This is a genomic window from Achromobacter sp. JD-1, assembly GCF_038594925.1.
GTDB classification, from domain to species: Bacteria; Pseudomonadota; Gammaproteobacteria; order Burkholderiales; family Burkholderiaceae_B; genus Achromobacter; species Achromobacter spanius_C.
The window spans coordinates 71,197-88,356 of sequence record NZ_JBCGCS010000018.1; the positions used below are offsets into that span (position 1 = coordinate 71,197).

Annotated in this window: 14 protein-coding genes; 3 read left to right on the plus strand and 11 right to left on the minus strand. The window is 66.1% G+C overall.

Annotated elements, in window-relative coordinates; all coding sequences use genetic code 11:
* Window positions 1–167 precede the first annotated feature (167 nt).
* The 9 genes from pdeM to ku all read right to left on the minus strand — a co-directional run bounded on the left by pdeM (window position 168) and on the right by ku (window position 12,045).
* Window positions 168–851: a ligase-associated DNA damage response endonuclease PdeM gene (gene pdeM, locus WBR68_RS23625; RefSeq protein WP_230695411.1), complete on the minus strand. Its 684-nt coding sequence runs from the start codon at window positions 849–851 to the stop codon at window positions 168–170.
* Window positions 835–3,357, minus strand: a complete 2,523-nt coding sequence (locus WBR68_RS23630; RefSeq protein ID WP_230695412.1) for a ligase-associated DNA damage response DEXH box helicase — start codon at window positions 3,355–3,357, stop codon at window positions 835–837. The genes pdeM and WBR68_RS23630 overlap by 17 nt, the downstream gene beginning before the upstream one ends.
* Complete coding sequence (locus WBR68_RS23635) at window positions 3,354–4,970, minus strand: ATP-dependent DNA ligase (protein ID WP_230695413.1); 1,617 nt, start codon at window positions 4,968–4,970, stop codon at window positions 3,354–3,356. The genes WBR68_RS23630 and WBR68_RS23635 overlap by 4 nt, the downstream gene beginning before the upstream one ends.
* Window positions 4,971–4,989: 19 nt before the next feature.
* Window positions 4,990–5,994 (minus strand): ligase-associated DNA damage response exonuclease, encoded by a 1,005-nt coding sequence (locus WBR68_RS23640; RefSeq protein ID WP_230695414.1) that lies wholly within the window; start codon window positions 5,992–5,994, stop codon window positions 4,990–4,992.
* Between the two features lie 220 nt (window positions 5,995–6,214).
* The gene (locus tag WBR68_RS23645) at window positions 6,215–6,886 is read right to left on the minus strand and encodes a glycosyltransferase (RefSeq protein WP_050444760.1); all 672 of its coding nucleotides are present in this window, start codon (window positions 6,884–6,886) and stop codon (window positions 6,215–6,217) included.
* A gap of 3 nt (window positions 6,887–6,889) precedes the next feature.
* Entirely contained in the window at window positions 6,890–7,483 is a 594-nt protein-coding gene (locus tag WBR68_RS23650; RefSeq protein ID WP_230695415.1) for a class I SAM-dependent DNA methyltransferase, read from the minus strand.
* A complete protein-coding gene (locus WBR68_RS23655) occupies window positions 7,471–8,526 on the minus strand; it encodes an acyl-CoA dehydrogenase (RefSeq protein WP_230695416.1) in 1,056 nt (351 codons plus the stop codon). Before WBR68_RS23655 ends, WBR68_RS23650 begins: the two co-directional genes overlap by 13 nt.
* On the minus strand, window positions 8,523–11,063 hold the full coding sequence (gene ligD, locus WBR68_RS23660) for a DNA ligase D (protein WP_230695417.1): 2,541 nt from the start codon (window positions 11,061–11,063) through the stop codon (window positions 8,523–8,525). The genes WBR68_RS23655 and ligD overlap by 4 nt, the downstream gene beginning before the upstream one ends.
* Window position 11,064: 1 nt before the next feature.
* Window positions 11,065–12,045, minus strand: coding sequence for a non-homologous end joining protein Ku (ku, locus tag WBR68_RS23665; RefSeq protein ID WP_230695418.1), 981 nt, complete (start codon window positions 12,043–12,045; stop codon window positions 11,065–11,067).
* Window positions 12,046–12,504: 459 nt separating this feature from the next.
* Between ku and WBR68_RS23670 the strand changes: the two genes are divergently transcribed.
* The 3 genes from WBR68_RS23670 (at window position 12,505) to WBR68_RS23680 (ending at window position 15,269) form a co-directional block, all read left to right on the plus strand.
* Window positions 12,505–13,800, plus strand: coding sequence for an APC family permease (locus WBR68_RS23670; RefSeq protein ID WP_230695442.1), 1,296 nt, complete (start codon window positions 12,505–12,507; stop codon window positions 13,798–13,800).
* Window positions 13,801–13,858: 58 nt separating this feature from the next.
* On the plus strand, window positions 13,859–14,719 hold the full coding sequence (locus WBR68_RS23675) for an SAM-dependent methyltransferase (protein WP_127184617.1): 861 nt from the start codon (window positions 13,859–13,861) through the stop codon (window positions 14,717–14,719).
* Window positions 14,720–14,804: 85 nt separating this feature from the next.
* Window positions 14,805–15,269, plus strand: a complete 465-nt coding sequence (locus WBR68_RS23680) for an Rrf2 family transcriptional regulator (protein WP_050444986.1) — start codon at window positions 14,805–14,807, stop codon at window positions 15,267–15,269.
* A gap of 96 nt (window positions 15,270–15,365) precedes the next feature.
* On the opposite strand, the gene WBR68_RS23685 is transcribed toward WBR68_RS23680, so the two are convergent.
* Window positions 15,366–16,673: a type II toxin-antitoxin system HipA family toxin gene (locus tag WBR68_RS23685; protein WP_050444755.1), complete on the minus strand. Its 1,308-nt coding sequence runs from the start codon at window positions 16,671–16,673 to the stop codon at window positions 15,366–15,368.
* Between the two features lie 11 nt (window positions 16,674–16,684).
* Entirely contained in the window at window positions 16,685–17,029 is a 345-nt protein-coding gene (locus WBR68_RS23690) for a helix-turn-helix transcriptional regulator (RefSeq protein WP_050444754.1), read from the minus strand.
* Window positions 17,030–17,160: the final 131 nt, after the last annotated feature.

The following is a 17,160-nucleotide window of genomic DNA, read 5'->3' on the forward strand; positions in this document are numbered from 1 at the left end:
AGAAAAAGAACCCATGCATAGTTCGCGCGCAACCCATCAAGCAGCCGCGAATGCCACGCAAACCCAGTCACTACGCCAAGGGACCACGTCCTTTTCCATGGGGGCTGATGGGTTACGCGCGATACCCACCTTTTCCTGGCCACGGCCATCCTCGCGCTGCACCCACCCTACGGAGTGTTGGCAATTGCGCCCAATAGCACCACGCTGCCTTCCACACATGCGGCCAGGGCTTGGCCGTCTTCACGTCCTGCCTCGACACTGACCGCGTAGCCGCCCGTGAATGCCGAAAACGCGGGCAGGACGGTCATGCCGGGTCGCAACCAGAATGCGGGCCAATGGCGCGGCACGCCGCGCAGCCGGGTTGTGGGGTGCACGTGTCCGGCAATGACGTGGCGGCCCTGCGGATCGGGCTGCGGCAGATGGCGGAATACAAAGGGGCCATCGACATGCGCTTCGCCCAGTTGTTGCATACCCAGCGCCGCCCCCTCCAGCGCGCGGTCGTGGTTGCCCGCCAGCACCGCCACATGCAGCGCGCCATGGGCATGCCGCCATGCCGCCCAATCCTCACGCCAGCCCGCTTGCGACATGGGGCCATGCAGCACGTCGCCCACCACCCATAGCTCGCGCGCGCCCGTGTCATCCACCAGGCGCGTCAGACGGTCCAGGTCGGCCTGGGTGGCGCCGCGCGGCACGGCGATGCCCGCCTGGCGGAATACATGGCTCTTGCCCAAATGCAGGTCGGCAATGATCAAGCGCGCGCGCGCCGGCCAATACAAGGCGCGCTGGCCCAGCAGCAGCACGGTCTCTCCCGCCAGGCGGACGGCCAGGGTGTCGTCACCCAATCCGGGCATAGCGCTGCTCCAATTGCGCGGCCGCGCGCTTGACCCGCGCCTGCCAGCTTTCCGTGCTGAGTTGCCCGCGCAGGCTTTCGGTCCATAGCGGAAACGACAAGGGCGTCAGTGCGCGGGGCTGGCACAGGTCCAGCGCGCGCGATTCGCAATCCTGCAAGGCCGCCAGCAGGCGCGGCGCTTCCAACTGCTGGTCGAACACTTCGCGCTCGGCTTGCGCCAGCAGCAGGTGGCCGGGGTCGTAGCGGCGCAGCACGTCGTAGAGCAGGCCGCTGGACGCCTGCACCTGGCGCAGCGAACGCGCCGCCCTGCCCGGCAGCGACGGCGTGAGCAAGCCCGCGACGCGCGCAATTTCGCGAAACTGCCTGCGCGCGAGCTCGCCCAGGTTGACGCCATCGCGCAAGTCGGCGGCCATGTTCTCGGGGCTGAGCAGTTGACGCAGCAGTGCGTCGTGCAGATCAGCCGGTTCGGCCAGGGTCAGCATCAAGCCGTAATCATTGACCGTATAGGAAAAGGTATTGGCCTGAAGCCGGCCCCAGCGCAGCGCGACCATGGCGGCCATGCCTTCATGGACGGCGCGGCCCGCGAACGGGAACAGGAATACGTGCATGCCCCGGCGGGTGGCGATGCGTTCGGCCAGCAGCCGGCCGGGCGCCGGCAGCGCGCTGGCTTCGCGTTGAATGCGCAGCAAGGGTTCGACCGCGCGCATTTCAGGGTGGCTGCCGGGTTCCGCATACAGGCTTTGCACTTCGCGCGCCAACTGCGTGGACAGCGGCATGCGCCCACCCTGCCACGTTGCCACGGGCCCATCGCCCCCCTTGGCCCGCCGCACATAGGCCGTCATGCCTTCCAGGCGCACCAGTTCCAACGTGCGTCCGGAAAACTGGAAGCGGTCGCCCGGCCGCAGCCGCGCCAAGAACCCTTCTTCGACCGAGCCCAGCCCGCCGCCCCGCAGATATTTGACCGACACCGCACCGTCAGCCGTGATGGTGCCGATGGACAAGCGATGGCGCAGCGCGATGCGGCGGTCGTGCACGCGGTAGCAGCCGTCATCGTCTTTTTCAACACGGCGGAATTCCGGATAGTTGGACAGGGCGCGGCCGCCCTGCACGATGAAGTCCAGCACCGCCTGCCAGGTGGCCGCGTCCAGCTCGGCATAGGCATGGGTGCCGCGCACCTCGTCAAACAGCGCGTCGGCCTTGAAGCCGCCACCCAGCGCCAGCGTCACGGCGTGCTGCGCCAGCACGTCCAGACTGCCACGCGGCGGCGGCCGCGATTCGATTTCGCCGCGCGCGATGGCCTGGCGCGCGGCGGCGTATTCGATCAGTTCCAGCGCCTGCGCGGGCACGCACAGCGCATGGCCGGATTCGCCCGGACGGTGTTTGGCCCGCCCTGCCCGCTGCAACAGCCGCGCCACGCCTTTGGGACTGCCCACCTGCAGCACCTGGTCCACCGCCGGAAAGTCCACACCCAGGTCCAGGCTGGACGTTGCCACCACGCAGCGGATGCTGCCATCGCGCAGGCCTTGTTCGGCGCGGGTGCGCAGCGCCGGATCCAGAGAACCGTGGTGCAGCGCCAGCGTGGCCAGGTCTTCGGGCCAGATCGATTCCAGCGCGCGGTGCCAAAGCTCGGCCTGCGCGCGGGTGTTGGTGAACAGCAGGCTTGCGCGCACGTCGAACAGCCGCTTGTACACGCGCGGTAACTGAGACAGGCCCAGGTGCCCGGCCCAGGGCAGCCCGCCGCTGCGCTCGGGCAGCAAGGTCGACAGGGTCACCTTACGCGGCCGCGCACCCGCCACCAGTGCGCTTTGCGGCCGATGCGGCAGCAACACATCTCGGGCTTCGTCCAGATTGCCCAGGGTGGCCGACAGGCCCCAGGTGCGCAAGGCGGGCGACAAATGGCGCAGCCGGGCCAGGCACAGTTGCAGCAGCACGCCGCGCTTGTTACCCAGCAGCTCATGCCATTCATCCACCACCACCGCGCGCAGCGCCCGAAAGCGCGACGAGGCATCCGCGTACGACAACAGCAGCGCCAGCGATTCCGGCGTGATGACCAGCACGTCTGCCTTGCCCTGGCGCGCCAGCCGCTTGTCGCGCGCGCTGGCGTCACCCGTGCGCAAGGCCACCGTCCAGCCCAGGCCCAAATCACTTGCCGTCTGGGCCAAGGCACGGCCGGTGTCGGTGGCCAGGGCGCGCAACGGTGTCACCCAGAGCACCCGGGGGCCTGCACCGTTTGTGGGCCGCGCCATGTCCGGGTTGGACAAGGCTTCCAACACCGGCCCGCCGAAGGCCGCCAAGGTCTTGCCGCTGCCGGTGGGCGTGTGCAGCAAGCCGGATTCGCCCGACAGATAGCGTTGCCAGGTCTCGCGCTGAAACGCCGCCGCCCGCCAGCCGCGCGCCTTGAACCAGGCCGCCAACGGCCCGTCCCAGCGGCGCGCGGGCCGGATTGTTGTGGGGGCCATCGCCGACTTGCTGTCGGGTTTGCTTGCAGGTTTGATCGCGGTGCTCATCGCGCCAGCGCCTTCAGCGTGTCCAACTGGTCGGCTTCGGCGGCGGGCTTGTCGCGCCGCCATCTGAGGATGCGCGGAAAACGCACGGCCACGCCGGACTTGTGGCGCTTGGACAGATTGACGCCTTCGAAGCCCAGCTCGAACACCTGCACCGGCTCCACCGAGCGCACGGGGCCGAAGCGCTCGCGCGTGTGGGCGCGCAACCAGCGGTCGAGTTCCAGGATTTCCTTGTCGTCCAGCCCGGAATACGCCTTGGCGATGGGCACCAGCGCATCGCCTTGCCACAGGCCGAAGGTGTAGTCGGTGTACAGCGTGCTGCGGCGGCCATGGCCGGACTGCGCATACAGCAGCACGGCGTCGATCGTCAGGGGGTCGATCTTCCATTTCCACCAATCACCACGCCTCCGCCCACTTTGGTAGCTGGCGACGGCGCGCTTGAGCATGAAGCCTTCCACGTCGCGCTCGCGCGATTCCATGCGCAATTCAGCGGCGGCTTCCCAACTGCCTGGCGCCAGCGCGGGCGACAGCGACAGGCGCGGGTCGGGATGGCGGCGCAGCAGTGCTTCCAGCATGGCGCGGCGTTCGGCCTGGGGCCGGTCGCGCAGGTCGGCGCCGTTCAGTTCCAGCAGGTCATAGGCCAGCATGCGCACGGGCGCATCGGCCAGCCATTTGGGGCCGGGCTTGAGCCGCTGGATACGGGTTTGCAAGGCGGAAAACGGCATGGGTCCCAAGGCGTCTTCCTGCCAGGCCAGCAGCTCGCCGTCGAACACAGCGTCCACATCCAGCGCCTGGGCGGCGGCCTCGACTTCCGGGAACCGGCCGTCCAGCCGTTCTTCGCCGCGCGACCACAGCGCCACTTCGCCATGGCGACGGATCAACTGGGCACGGATCCCGTCCCATTTCCATTCAATCAACCAATCGTCAATCGGCCCCAGCTTGGCCGGCTCCCCTTCCAGCGGCGAGGCCAGGAAGAACGGGTAAGGCTGCTGGCGGTCGCCGGGCAGCGCTTCGGTGCTGAGCAGATCGCGCAAAAAGGCGGGGCTGGGCGTCCACGCGCCCAGCATGCGCTGCGCGATGCGGGCAATGGGCACGCCCGACATCTCGGCCAGCGCCTGCTGCACCATGCGCTGAGACACACCCACCCGCAGCGCTCCCGTCAGCATCTTGTTGAACACCAGGCGCTGGTCGAACGGCAGGCTGCGCCAGGCCGTCACGATGATGTCGCGGCGCTCGGCTTCATCGCGGTTAGCGGTGGGCAGCAACACTTCTTCGATCCAGTCCGCCAGGCCGCGCTCGGGGGGTGTTTCATCGACGCGAGGATTCAGGTCCGGCATCAGCAAGGCCAAGGTTTCGGCCAAGTCGCCCACCTGGTCATAGCTGGCGTCCACCAGCCATGGCGGCGTGCCGGACGCGGCGGCGGCCCAGGCGCGCAGCTCGGCCACGCCCGCGATCTTGCGGCGCGCGCCGCTGATTTTTCCGCCCGCCAACAGATACAGCGCCCAGACCGCGTCGCGCGGCGGCGCATCGCGAAAGTACGCCACCAGCGCCGCGCGCTTGTCCAAGGTGGCGGTGCTACGGTCCAGGTCCTGGTACAGCGCCGCGAATCGCTTCATGCTGGGCTTGGCCTCCGTGTCAATCGTCTTCGCCGTATTGGGTGGCCAGCGTTTCGGCCGTGGTCCCCGCCTCGTTCAGCGTGCGGACCAGGGCGTCGGTATCGCCATGCGTGGCGATGACGCGGCGCGCGCCCGTGTCGCGAATGGTGTGCAGCAGGGCTGGCCAATCGGCATGGTCCGACACGACAAAGCCCCGGTCCATGTTGCGACGCCGACGGTTGCCCCGCAAACGCATCCAGCCCGACGCAAAGCCATGCTGCGCCTGGCGGAATCGCCTGAGCCATGCGCTGCCCGCGGCCGAGGGCGGCGCCAGGATCAGTTCACCGGCGAAGCCCGATCCGGACGCGGTCGGCGCGCCGTCGGCGTCGATGACCAACTGCGTGTCGGCCATGTGGATGCCCGCCTGCCGGTAGACGTCGACACCGGCTGCGATGGCGCCGTGCAAATAAACGGGCCGGTCTATCCAGGGCGCCAGTTCCGCCAACACCCGTTGCGCCTTGCCCAGCGCGTAGCAGTACAGAATGGCGGCCTCGCCCCGGGCGGCGCACCGGTCGCGCCATTGCACGATGTCGCGCGCCACCTCGGCGGTGTCGGGCCAGCGGTAGATGGGCAAGCCAAAGGTGGCTTCGGTGATGAAGGTGTCGCATGGCACCACTTCAAAGGGGCTGCAAGTGGGGTCCGGCTGGCGCTTGTAGTCGCCCGACACCACCCAGACCTGCCCCTCGGCTTCAATGCGCACCTGCGCCGACCCCAGCACATGGCCGGCCGGATGCAAGGACACCCGGGCGTGGCCCAGCGTGAAGGCCTCGCCGTAGCCGTGCACGCGGTAATCCTGCTGGCCCAGGCGCCACTGCAAGATGGGCAGCCCTTCGGCGCTGGTGTGATAGCAGCCCATGCCGACGCGGGCGTGATCGCCATGGCCATGGGTGAGCACGGCGGTGGCCACCGGGCGCCAGGGGTCGATGTAGAACTGGCCGGCCGGGCAGTACAGGCCTTCAGGCCGCCATTGCACGACGTCGCGCATCGAAAGCTCCTTGGGCACGAGTTGTGCTGATCTGTCTGTTTTCGGGCATTTTCACGATACTTCAAGAGGTCTTATGCGAACCAAGCACATTCTGACGATCCTGGTATTGGTAGTGGCGGTTGCGGTGATCATGTCGATGGCGCCGTGGTGATGGTTCCAGCGCGAAGCGCGGTCAGATGATGGCTGGCAGATGATGGCTGGGAGATTCGGGCTGGCCGCGTCATGAATTGGCCACCTTCCAGGCGCCGCGCAGGGCGCTGGCAAAGCCGCCCTCCACGCGGGAATGCGGACGGGCGCTGGTGGTCACGCGTGGCAGGCAAGACCACGCAATTCGCGCCCCACTCTGCTCAAGCTTGTCCACCAGCGCCTGGTCTTCGCTGCACGGCAGCGCTTCAAAACCGCCTATGCGGCAATACGCACCCGCTTCGATACCCAGATTGGCGCCATGCACATGCCGGTGTCCGTCGCAATCCTGGTATTGCCGGGTGAATGTCTGACGCGCCTTGGCCGCACGGGCGCCATGCTCGCGCCAGCCCGCCACACCGACCGTGCCGCAAACGACCTCGGCATTCAAGGACAACTGATCCACCAGCCAGCGCGGCGATACGCGGGTGTCGGCGTCGGTGAACGCTAGCCAGCGGGCGCCAGCTTGCAGCAGGTCGTGGGCGCCCTGCGCGCGGGCCACCCCGACATTACGCGCGCCAATCGCCAGGCTATGCACGGGCCACGCCCCGATCAACTGCGCCGTGCGGTCCACGCAATGGTCCAGCACCACCACCACGCGCACCGGCTCGGCGCGCAACTTGGGGTGACGCGCCGCCCGCAGCACGGAACGCAGGCAGGCGGTGATGTGGCGTTCTTCGTTGTGGGCCGGAATACAGATGCCGATCATGGCTCACCCTTGATGTTGTCTACGCCACCCATCCAGCGCAAAGGCGCTTTCCTGGTGCTTGAAAATCGGTACGAGTCCATGCAGGGCCCCTAGCGCGTCATGCAAGGCATCGGTGGCTTGCAGGCGGTCGTCGAAGTCCGGCCGGAAGTGGCAGGCCACCAGTTCGCCATCGTTGGCCAGGCTGCGGTCCACGCCTTGCAGGAACTGGGCCAATGCGGCGTCGTCCAGGTAATACGCCAGTTCCGACACGATGATCAGGTCAAACCCGCCATGGGGCACGGGCGGCCAGTCGTACGGCAGCGCGAGCGTCAGTGTGTCGACGTGGCCGATGCCGTGGTCTGCCAGCCGCGCGCGACAGCGGCTGAGCGCGGTGCCAGCGACATCCACCGCGCAGACACGCCCGCAGCGGGCGGCCAAGGGCAGGCTCAGATCACCGTTGCCGCAGCCCGGTTCGAAGGCGTGGCGGTAATGTTCCCTACCCAGCGCCGCCAACAGCAGCGCGCGCTTGCGTCTTTCGTACCAGGCGCTGCCCACGCGCCAGGGGTCGGCGTGCTGGCGGTACAGCGTTTCGAAGTGGTCCACGCCTACAACTGCCACGGCGGTTCCTCCTGGCTGCGGACCAACTGTCCCAACGCAGCCTGATCACGTTCCGCGTGGCTTTGCCGGAGGAAGACAGGCAGATCGGCCATGACCTGCGCGAAGCCGGCATCGCGGCACAGCGGCCCCGCGCCCAGCGCCCGCCCTGCCCGCGCGACCACCTCGCCAGCGGCGGCCTCGACAGCCAGCCTGGCCCGGGCGCAAGCCAGTGCGCTGGCATCCGCCGGATTCGCGTCGATGATGGCCGCGGTGTCGCGCAACACGGCGCGCGCCTGCGCCATGGCCACGTCGACGGCGCCCAGGTGGGCCAAGCGATGCGGGTTTGCGCTCTCTGGGTTTGCTGCCTCTGCTGGCGTCGCCGCCCGCAGCGTCGCCGCAATGCGCGTCAAGCCGCCGTACCAGCACGCCGCCACGCCCGCACCGCCATGCTGAAAGCCCGGCCGGTTCACGTAGGCGCCGGGTGCACCGACTGGCTGGCACACCGCGTCATCGAACACCACGTTGACGCTGGCCGACGCGCGCATGCCGACCGCGTGCCAACCTTCGTTGGTGATCGCAACGCCAGGCTGATCCAAGGCCACCGCCGCCAGACAGGGTTCGCCCGCGGAGTTCCAGGCGCTGACCAGTGCATGGCTGACCGTGGCAGCGCCGGAACACCAAGCCTTCACACCGCGCAAACGGCCGCTGCCGTCCGCCTGCGGGACCAGCGCCACGCGGTATGCCGGTGCTTCGGCGCACCAGACGCCCCAGCGGCTGCCCGCGGGCGCGTCAGGGCTCAGGCCAAGTTCGGCAAATATCGCCAAGGCATCCGTGTGCCCTTCATACAGTTTGACCAGGCTCAGGTCCACGGCGGCCACGCACGCCAGCGCCCGCCAGCGGGCCAAGGTGGCGCCGGAACCTGGTAGCGGCAAGCGGTCACACGCGGCATCCACCAGTTGGCGCAACGCCATCCCGGGATCGGGCGGCTCGGCCCCCTTTCCCAACACGCGCCGGATGGCCGCCAGCGGCGCGGTCGGCAACAGAATCGCGGGGCGGCTGGTCATGACTTCCCGGGCTTGAAATCCAGCGCGTCCATGGCCGGCCCCAGCGCTTGCGGCGCATAGCCGTCCCAGGGGGCGTTGCCCGCGTCCAGGCGCTCGTGGATATTGCTGATGGTCCAATGCGCGCCGCTAGTCAGCTTGTCGAGTTCGTCCCACGCCACTGGCACCGACACGCCCATGCCGGGCCGCGCCCGCGCCGACCACGCAGACACCGTCGTGGCGCCAAAGCCATTGCGCAGATAGTCGGCAAAGATCTTGCCCACGCGATTCTTGGGGCCGCTTTTGGCGACGAAAATCTGCGGCAAGGTCTGGGCCAGATGCGCCACAACGGTATGCGCAAAAGACTTGATGGTGTCCCAATCGTACTGACGGCGCAGCGGCACGACCACATGCAAGCCCTTGCCGCCGCTGGTTTTCAGCCACGAATCCAGGCCCAGTTCGTCCAGCATGGTGTGGACCAGGCGCGCGGCCTGCTGCATCGTCGCCCATTTGACGCCTTCGCCGGGGTCCAGGTCGAACAGCATGCGGTCGGGTTTGGAGATGGCCGTTTTCACGGCGTTCCAGGTGTGGAATTCCACCACGTTCATCTGCACCGCCGACATGATGGCCTGGGCCGTGGGCACCTCCAGCAGCGGCGGGTGATCGGGGTCCAACCGTGTGGGCAAGGGCTTGACGCCCGGCATGGCGGCTTCCAGGTGCTTCTGAAAAAAAAGCTGGCCGTCGATGCCCGAGGGGGCGCGCAGGAAGGACACGGGACGGCCTTTCAGGTGTTCCAGCATCAAGGGCGCAACCAGGCCGTAGTAGCGGGCCAGGTCCAGCTTGGTCAGTTTGGTGGAGGGGTCGATGACGCGCTCGGGGTGTGTCAGCCGCGCGGGCTTGGCGCGGGTCGGCGCGGCGGCCCGGGGCTTGGGGCTGGCCGCGGCTTGAGACCGGGGCGCGGTCGCTGGCGTGTTTTTCGGTTTTTCGCGCGTAATCTGGCTGGGCGGCTTGTCTTGCCGCAAGCCGCGAAACACCGAATGGCGAATGTGCCCGCCGCTGGTCCATTCCCCAAAGGACACCTCGGCCACCCGTTCCGGCTTGACCCACTGCACGCCCTTCGCCTGCCCGCCGCTGACAGGTTTTTTGTCGGTGTGGATGGCCGATAAAGTCTTATGCAACGCAATCAGCCCCTGGCGGTCGAAGCCGGTGCCGACCTTGCCCGCATAGCGCAAGGCGCCGTCGTCTTCATGCACGGCCAGCAGCAAGGCACCCAGGCCTTCGCGCGCGCCTTGCGGGGCGGTATAGCCCACGATGACGAATTCCTGCCGCTTGGCGCACTTGATCTTCAACCAGCTATCGCTGCGCCGCGACACATACGGCGCCGACTGGCGCTTGGCCATGAGGCCTTCCAGGCCCATCTTGCAGGCCGACGCGACCAGGTTCGCGGGCGCTTCCTTGAACGCTTCGCTAAAGCGCAGGCAGTCGTCTTGAGAGGCATCCATCAATTGCGCCAGCAGTTCACGGCGCACGGTCAACGGCTCTTCGCGCAGGTCGCGGCAGCCGATGAACGGCAGGTCGAAGGCGTAGAACACGATGTCGCCGGTGCGGTCATTGTCAAAGGCGTTTTGCAGCGCCTGGAAGTTGGGCACGCCCTGATCGTTCAGCACCACTACCTCGCCATCCACCCATGCCCATTTGGCGGGCAGTTTTGCAAAGGCCTGGACAATGTGCGGCAGCTTGGCGCTCCAGTCGTGGCCGTTGCGGGTGTACAGCTTGACCGAGTCGCCTTCGATGCGCACCAGCAGCCGGTAGCCATCGAACTTCAATTCATACAGCCAGTCTTGCGCGTGGGGCGGCAGGCCATCGACCAGGGTGGCAAGTTGGGGCTTGAAAGAAGCAGGCAGATCGGCAGGCCGGCCGGGCAGTTTGGCGGGCGGCGGTTGCTTGGGGTGGGCAGTTTCGCGGGCACTTTGGGGGGCGGTTTCGCGGCTGTTTCGGGCCGGCGTTGCCTCGCGCAGCGGCACCACACTGTCCGGCATCTCGTCCACCACGCTGAATTCCCGTTCCGGCCGCGCATAGGCGTCGCGGTCCTTGATCAGCAACCAAGGCGGCTGCTTGTCGCCTTCCTTGCCCTTCATGCGCACCAGCGCCCAGCGGCCCTGCATCTTCCTGCCTTGCAGGTCGAACTTCAGGTGCCCATCGCGATAGCCCTTGCGCGGATCGCTCACCGGCGTCCAGACGCCTTCGTCCCAGATGATGACTTTGCCGGCGCCGTATTGGCCTGCCGGAATCTGCCCTTCAAACTGGTTGTAGGCGATGGGATGGTCTTCCACCTGCACCGCCATGCGTTTGACCGATGGGTCGAAACTGGGCCCTTTGGGCACCGCCCAGCTTTTCATTGCGCCATCCAGCTCCAGCCGAAAGTCGTAATGCAGCCGGCTGGCCCAGTGTTTCTGGATGACGAAGGCGCGCGCGGACTCGTTTGGCTGGCCGCCCGCTTCCGGTTCCGCGGTCACCTTGAAATTGCGCTTTTGCCGATAGGTTTTAAGACTGTCGGCCATGTCACGCCGCCTTGCGCGAAGACGAAGGTGTCCTGGTCTGCTTTGCCGCCTTGCGCGGGGCCTTTGTCGAGGTCTTCGCCGTGGCCTGTTTGGCCATCGATTTAGCCGCCGTTTTGGCCGTCGTTTTGGCCGTCTTTTTTGCGGTCTTGGCCGACTTCCTGGCAGGCGTCTTTTCCTTGGCGGTCTTGCCGCCCTTCAGGCTGCGTTGCAGCAATTCGGTCAGGTCGATCACGTTGTCGGCATAGGCGGGAGCCTCTTCCTGCGGCTCGACCACCGTCTCCGTCTTGCCGGCCTTCACCTTGCGGGCCACCAGATCCATCACGGCCGCTTTGAATTCATCCTTGAATTCCTCAGGGTCCCACTTGCCCGACATGTCTTCGACCAGCATCTTGGCCATCTTCAATTCGCTGGCGCTGGGCGCCATGCCCTTGGCGCCAACCTTGGGCAGGTCCAGCCCTTCCAGCGGCTTGACCTCATCGCCCCAGCGCATCAGGTTAAGCACCAGCGCATCGCCCGACGGAATCAGCGCGGCCAGATGCTGCTTGGTCTGGATCACCACCTTGGCGATGCCGATCTTGCCGGTCTTGGCCAGCGTGTCGCGCAACAAGGCGTAAACCTTTTGGCCTTTGTTGATGGGCGCCACGTAGTACGGGCGTTCAAGGTAGACAAAAGAGACGTCGTCGGCATCCACAAACTGCTGTATCTCTATGGTTTGCGTGGTGCGGGGGTAGGCGTCGGCAATCTCTTCCGGGGAAATGATCACGTACTGGCCGTCTTCGTATTCCACGCCTTTGACGATGTTGTCCTTGTCGATTTCCTTGCCGGTGCGCTTGTTGATGCGCTTGTACCCCACCGGGTCCATCGAGCGTTTGTCCAGCCAGTCGAAGTCCACGCCCGATTCCGTGGTGGCCGTATGCAGGCCAACCGGAATGTGAACGAGGCCAAAGGAAATAGCCCCTTTCCAGATGGTTCTTGTTGCCATGATCCGCTCCTTTCAGTCGGCCGGACATTCAGCAAATTATGTTCCCGAACACCGGCATCCCGCGGTTTACGCAGCGTTGCATAGTTAAGAAATCACTTTAACTATTTCACTTTAGATTCATAGCTAAATCCTGGTTTATCAATTGATTGCGGTGTAATTTCAATGTGATTTCTACCCCTGGATTTTGCATTAACCAGCCCTCGCCTTCTGTTCAAAAGGGAAAACCCGAAGAAACTTTTCCAGTTGGGCGGCAGTCGCACATCGTTCAGTTGCGTGTCAGACAATCAGCAGACCGAAGCAAGCACGAAGCCAGGCCCAAGCACGACCCAGGCAGGCCCATTCGCGGCCTATCTCCCCTTTTCGAGAGATCCGATGATGCCTTCACGCACGCGAGCCGCTGCGGCACCGCCCAGTTTTACCCAAACTTCGGCGCAGACCCCGCACGCCGGCCTGTCGGTCATGGACGCCACCGTGGTGCTGGTGGGCGTGGTGATCGGTATCGGCATCTTCGGCTTTCCGCCGCTGGTGGCCCAACATGCCACGTCTGAAGTCATGTACATCGCACTGTGGTGCGCGGGCGGCCTGGTCATGCTGGTGGGCGCGCTTTGTTATGCGGAACTGGGCTCGGCCTACCCCGGCGCGGGCGGTGAATACCTGTACCTGACGCGCGCCTGGGGTGCGCGCGTGGGCTTGCTGTTTGCGTGGGCGCGCTGCACGGTGATTCAGACAGGCGCCATCGCGGTGGTGGCCTACATCTACGGCGACTACGCGCAGCGTCTGATGCCACTGGGCATCTATGGGCCGGCCTTGCACGCGGCGATATCGGTGGTGGCGCTGACGGCGCTGAACGTGGTGGGCACCCGCCATTCCAAGCGGCTGCAATGGGTATTCACGCTGTTGACGCTGACGGCCCTGGGGGCAGTCCTGGTGGCCAGCCTGTCTACGTCGGCGGGCGATGGCCAGCCCCCCATGGCGCCCGCGGCGCTTGCCGGCAACCCGGCCGGCTTGATGGGCATGGGCATGGTGTTCGTGCTGCTGACCTACGGCGGGTGGAACGAAGCCGCCTACCTTAGCGGTGAACTGCGCGAACCCGGGCGCAACATGAGCCGCGTGCTGCTCATTGGCACGGCGGTGGTAACCGGCGCCTATCTGCTGACGAATCTGGCCTTGCTGGAGATATTTGGCTTGCAGGGCTTGCGCGACACCCCGGCGCTGGGCGCCGAAGTCATGCAATTGGCGGCCGGCCCTTACGCGGCCGCGCTGCTCAGCCTGATGATCTGCGCCACGGCGCTCAGCACGATCAACGGCACCATCATCACCGGCGCCCGCGTGTACTACGCGCTGGGGCGCGACGTGCCCAAGCTGCGCGCCCTGTCTGGCTGGAGCGCCCGCAATGAAACGCCGGTGGCTGCCCTGCTGGTGCAGGGCGCCATCACGCTTGGGCTGGTGGGGCTGGGCGCCTTCAGCCAGAACAGCGTGCAGACGCTGGTGGCCTACACCGCGCCGGTGTTCTGGATCTTCATGTTGCTGGTGGCGGCGTCCGTCTGGCGCCTGCGGCAGTTGGACCCCGACCGCCCCCGGCCGTTTCGGGCGCCGTTCTACCCGTTGCCGCCCTTGCTGCTGGGCCTGACTTGCGCGGGCCTGGTCTATTCCAGCGCCGTGTACGCGGGCGCCGGGGCCTTGATCGGGCTGGCGGTGCTGGCGGCTGGCATACCGATGCTGCGTTTGCTGAAACCCGCCCGATTGCCGGACTGACTTTTCGCGCGCCGCCATTCCCGCTTTGTTCCTGTTGTTCGACCTACAAGGAGCCATCATGCAAGCCTCGACTCAGCCTCTCGTTTCCGATTACCGCCAGGCAGGCGCCGGCCTGCGGCGCGCCCGCTTCATTGCTGTCGCCGCGGCGATGGCGCTGTCCCTGGCAATGGGTGCCGCCGCCACCGCGCAGCCCGCGGCCAACGACGATTACAAGCCGGATGTCGGCCAGGCCGGCAAGGACGTCATCTGGGTGCCCACGCCGCAAACGCTGGTGGACAAGATGCTGGACATGGCCAAGGTCAGCCCGCAGGACCGGTTGATGGATCTGGGGTCGGGCGACGGCCGCACGGTGATCACCGCCGCGCAGCGCGGCTTGACGGCTCAGGGCATTGAGTACAACCCGGACCTGGTGGAGCTGTCGCGCCGCAACGCGCAGCGCGCGGGCGTGGCCGACCGCGCCACCTTCGTGGCGGCGGATCTGTTCCAGACGGACCTGTCCAAGGCGGACGTCATCACCATGTTCCTGCTGTCCACCATCAACGAAAAGCTGCGTCCCACCCTGCTGCAATTGGCGCCCGGCACGCGAGTGGTGTCGAACACGTTCCGCATGGGCGACTGGGAGCCGGATGCGTCCGAAACCGTCACCAAGGACTGCTCTACCTACTGCACCGCGTTGCTGTGGATCGTGCCCGCGAAAGTGGAAGGCAAATGGGAAGTGGACGGCCAGACCCTGCAATTGACCCAGCGCTACCAGATGCTGTCCGGCAAGTTCGGGTCGGCCGACATTTCAGATGCGCGCATGCGCGGCACGACTATCGAGTTCACGGCCAACGGCGTGCGCTACACGGGCGAAGTCAACGGCAAGACCATGAGCGGCACGGCGGATGGCCGGGGCAAGTGGACGGCAAAACGGGCGTAGAAACACGGGCATAGGAACGCGGGCGATGGCGGGTAAAAGACGGCAGGTTTGACCGGCCCGCGTCTCATGCAATAGCATGCGTTGCATGAGAAGAGACAGCAAACTTTCCGGCGTGCTTCACGTTCTGCTTCATATGGCGGAAGCGCCCGGCCCCATGACTTCCGAAGACCTGGGCCGGGTCATGCAGACCAACCCCGTGGTCATTCGCCGCATCATGGCGGGCTTGCGCGACCAGCAGTTGGTCAGCTCTGAAAAAGGCCATGGCGGGGGCTGGACAATTTCCTGCGACTTCAACGCGGTGACGCTGCGCGACATCTATCAAGCGCTGGGTGCGCCGGAAATCTTCGCCATGGGCAACCGCAGCGAAACGCCGGGCTGCCTGGTGGAAGCCGCCGTGAACCGGGCGCTGGACGGCGCCTTCGAAGACGCCGAAGCCTTGCTGATGGAGCGTTTCGGCGGCGTCACTCTTGCAGCGTTGAGCAAGGACTTTCACGACGCCATGGTCAAACAGGGCCGCCGTATTGATCTGGGCGCTGTGCACGAGCGCTGACGGGGCGATCCCGGTCCCAGCGCAACGCCGCGCCATCCAGCTCAGCCCAGCCCAGCCCCGCCCCGCCCCGCCCTAGCCCAGCCCCGCAGAAGATCATCAGGCTGGGGTCCGCCACGCCGCCAGCGTCGATTCCACCAGGGCAATCTCGTCCTGCCCCATGCCCGCGGCCTCGTAATACCGGCGGCGTCGTGCCACCACGCTGCGCACCGCGTCCACGATCGAGCGCGCGGCCGCCTCTGACCGCAGGCCGAAGCGGCGGTATTCCGTCAGGCAATTCTCAAACGTGCTGTCGCGCCCCGCCGTGCCGATATGCAGGTAGTGGCGGGCCGACCCTTCCTGCGTCACCACGTCGAACAGCGGCGCCAGCCGGTAGGTATGGGCGCCCGGGTCCTTCAGAAACCCCACGTTCTTGAGATGGTCGTCGGTGTTGTGCACGGCCACGTTCAGCACCATGCGCGCATACAGCTCTTTCAGGTCTTGCACCGGATTCGACGAAATGCGGCGCGTTACGTCGGCCAGTCGCGCATAGGAATACGTGGCCTTGCCCTGGGGGCCGTCCAGGTCGCGCTTGCCGATGCGCAGCGACGGGCTGATCAGCGATGCGCCGCTTAGAAAATGGCGCCGCGCCACCACCGGAGCCGCGCCTTCGGGCGCCGGCAGCAGTTCGCGGTCAAAGCGGTGGGTCAGCAGCACCGCGCCCAGATGCGTTTCGGTCAACCGGATGTCGGGTACGGTCAGGCCGATGGCGCGCGCCATCCGCAAGTTGGCGAACTCAATGCGCTGGCGGTCATAGGAATCGCCCTTTCGGGGAAACTTGGCAATCCACATTTCGCCCTGTTCGTCGCGCACGATGGTCTTGGGGCGCGCGCCGCCGATGTCCCACGAACTACCCAGGATGTCGCGGTACAGCCCCTTGGGCTTTATGCCCTGGTCAATGTCGCCAAGCAGGTCGGCCAAGGACTCCAGTTGGCTGACTTCGGGCAAGCGGTAGGTTTTGCGCATGTTTGGCGTCAACAGGCGCGCGCTGAAAAACAGAGCGCCCACGCCCATGCCCCGACCGCGCAGCAGCACTTCGTCTTCCGTGACGCGGGCCCCCTCCTTGTCCACCCGCATGACGTTGCGGCCCCAGGCGTCCGGCGCGGCGTCAAAGATGGCGCCCAGCGTTTCGTAGCGGCTTTCGGTGCGAAACGTGGTTTTGGCGTCGATCAGCGGCAGGTTCAGCGGGTCCAGCGCAAAGGCGCGCGGGTCGCGCACATAGGACTGTACGTAGGTGAATTCGGCGAAGAATCGGCTTTCGTCGGTATCGTCCAGCGTCAGCACGCCGGCCAGGACCGCTTCGCCACGAATGTCCACGTAGACGAACAGTTCGCTTTCAACGGATTTAAGCTTGCGGGTGCGCGCCATGGCGATCCGGCCTACAGCTTGGAAGGGTCGACGCGGTGCGCGTGTGACGCGGCGCCACTGCCCCGGCGGGGCCGGCGCATGGCGTCAAGCCGCTTGCCCACGCCGTCTTGTTCGGGGTCGCCCAGTGCAAACACCTGCTCGCCATAGCCATATTGCAGCAAGGCCTCGATGGCCAGGGCCAGCGACACGCCGCCATCGCCCCGTTCCAGCCGGGCTATGGTGGCGCGCGAAACACCCATGCGGCTGGCCAGCACGCTCTCGGACTCCCCGCGGCGCAAGCGAGCCGTGCGTACGTTGGCGCCAAGGCGAATCAGTGCTTCGGCGGCGTCAAAACTGGGCGCAAGCTTCTTTTTCATGACGCAATAATAGATCCATCGTGACGGAAGTGCACGATTAATGAATCATGTGGTTTTTTTGTATTGACTCATTAATAAGTCAATCATTGCGCCTATGAACTATAAATAGGCCAAATATCGTGTATGTGGAT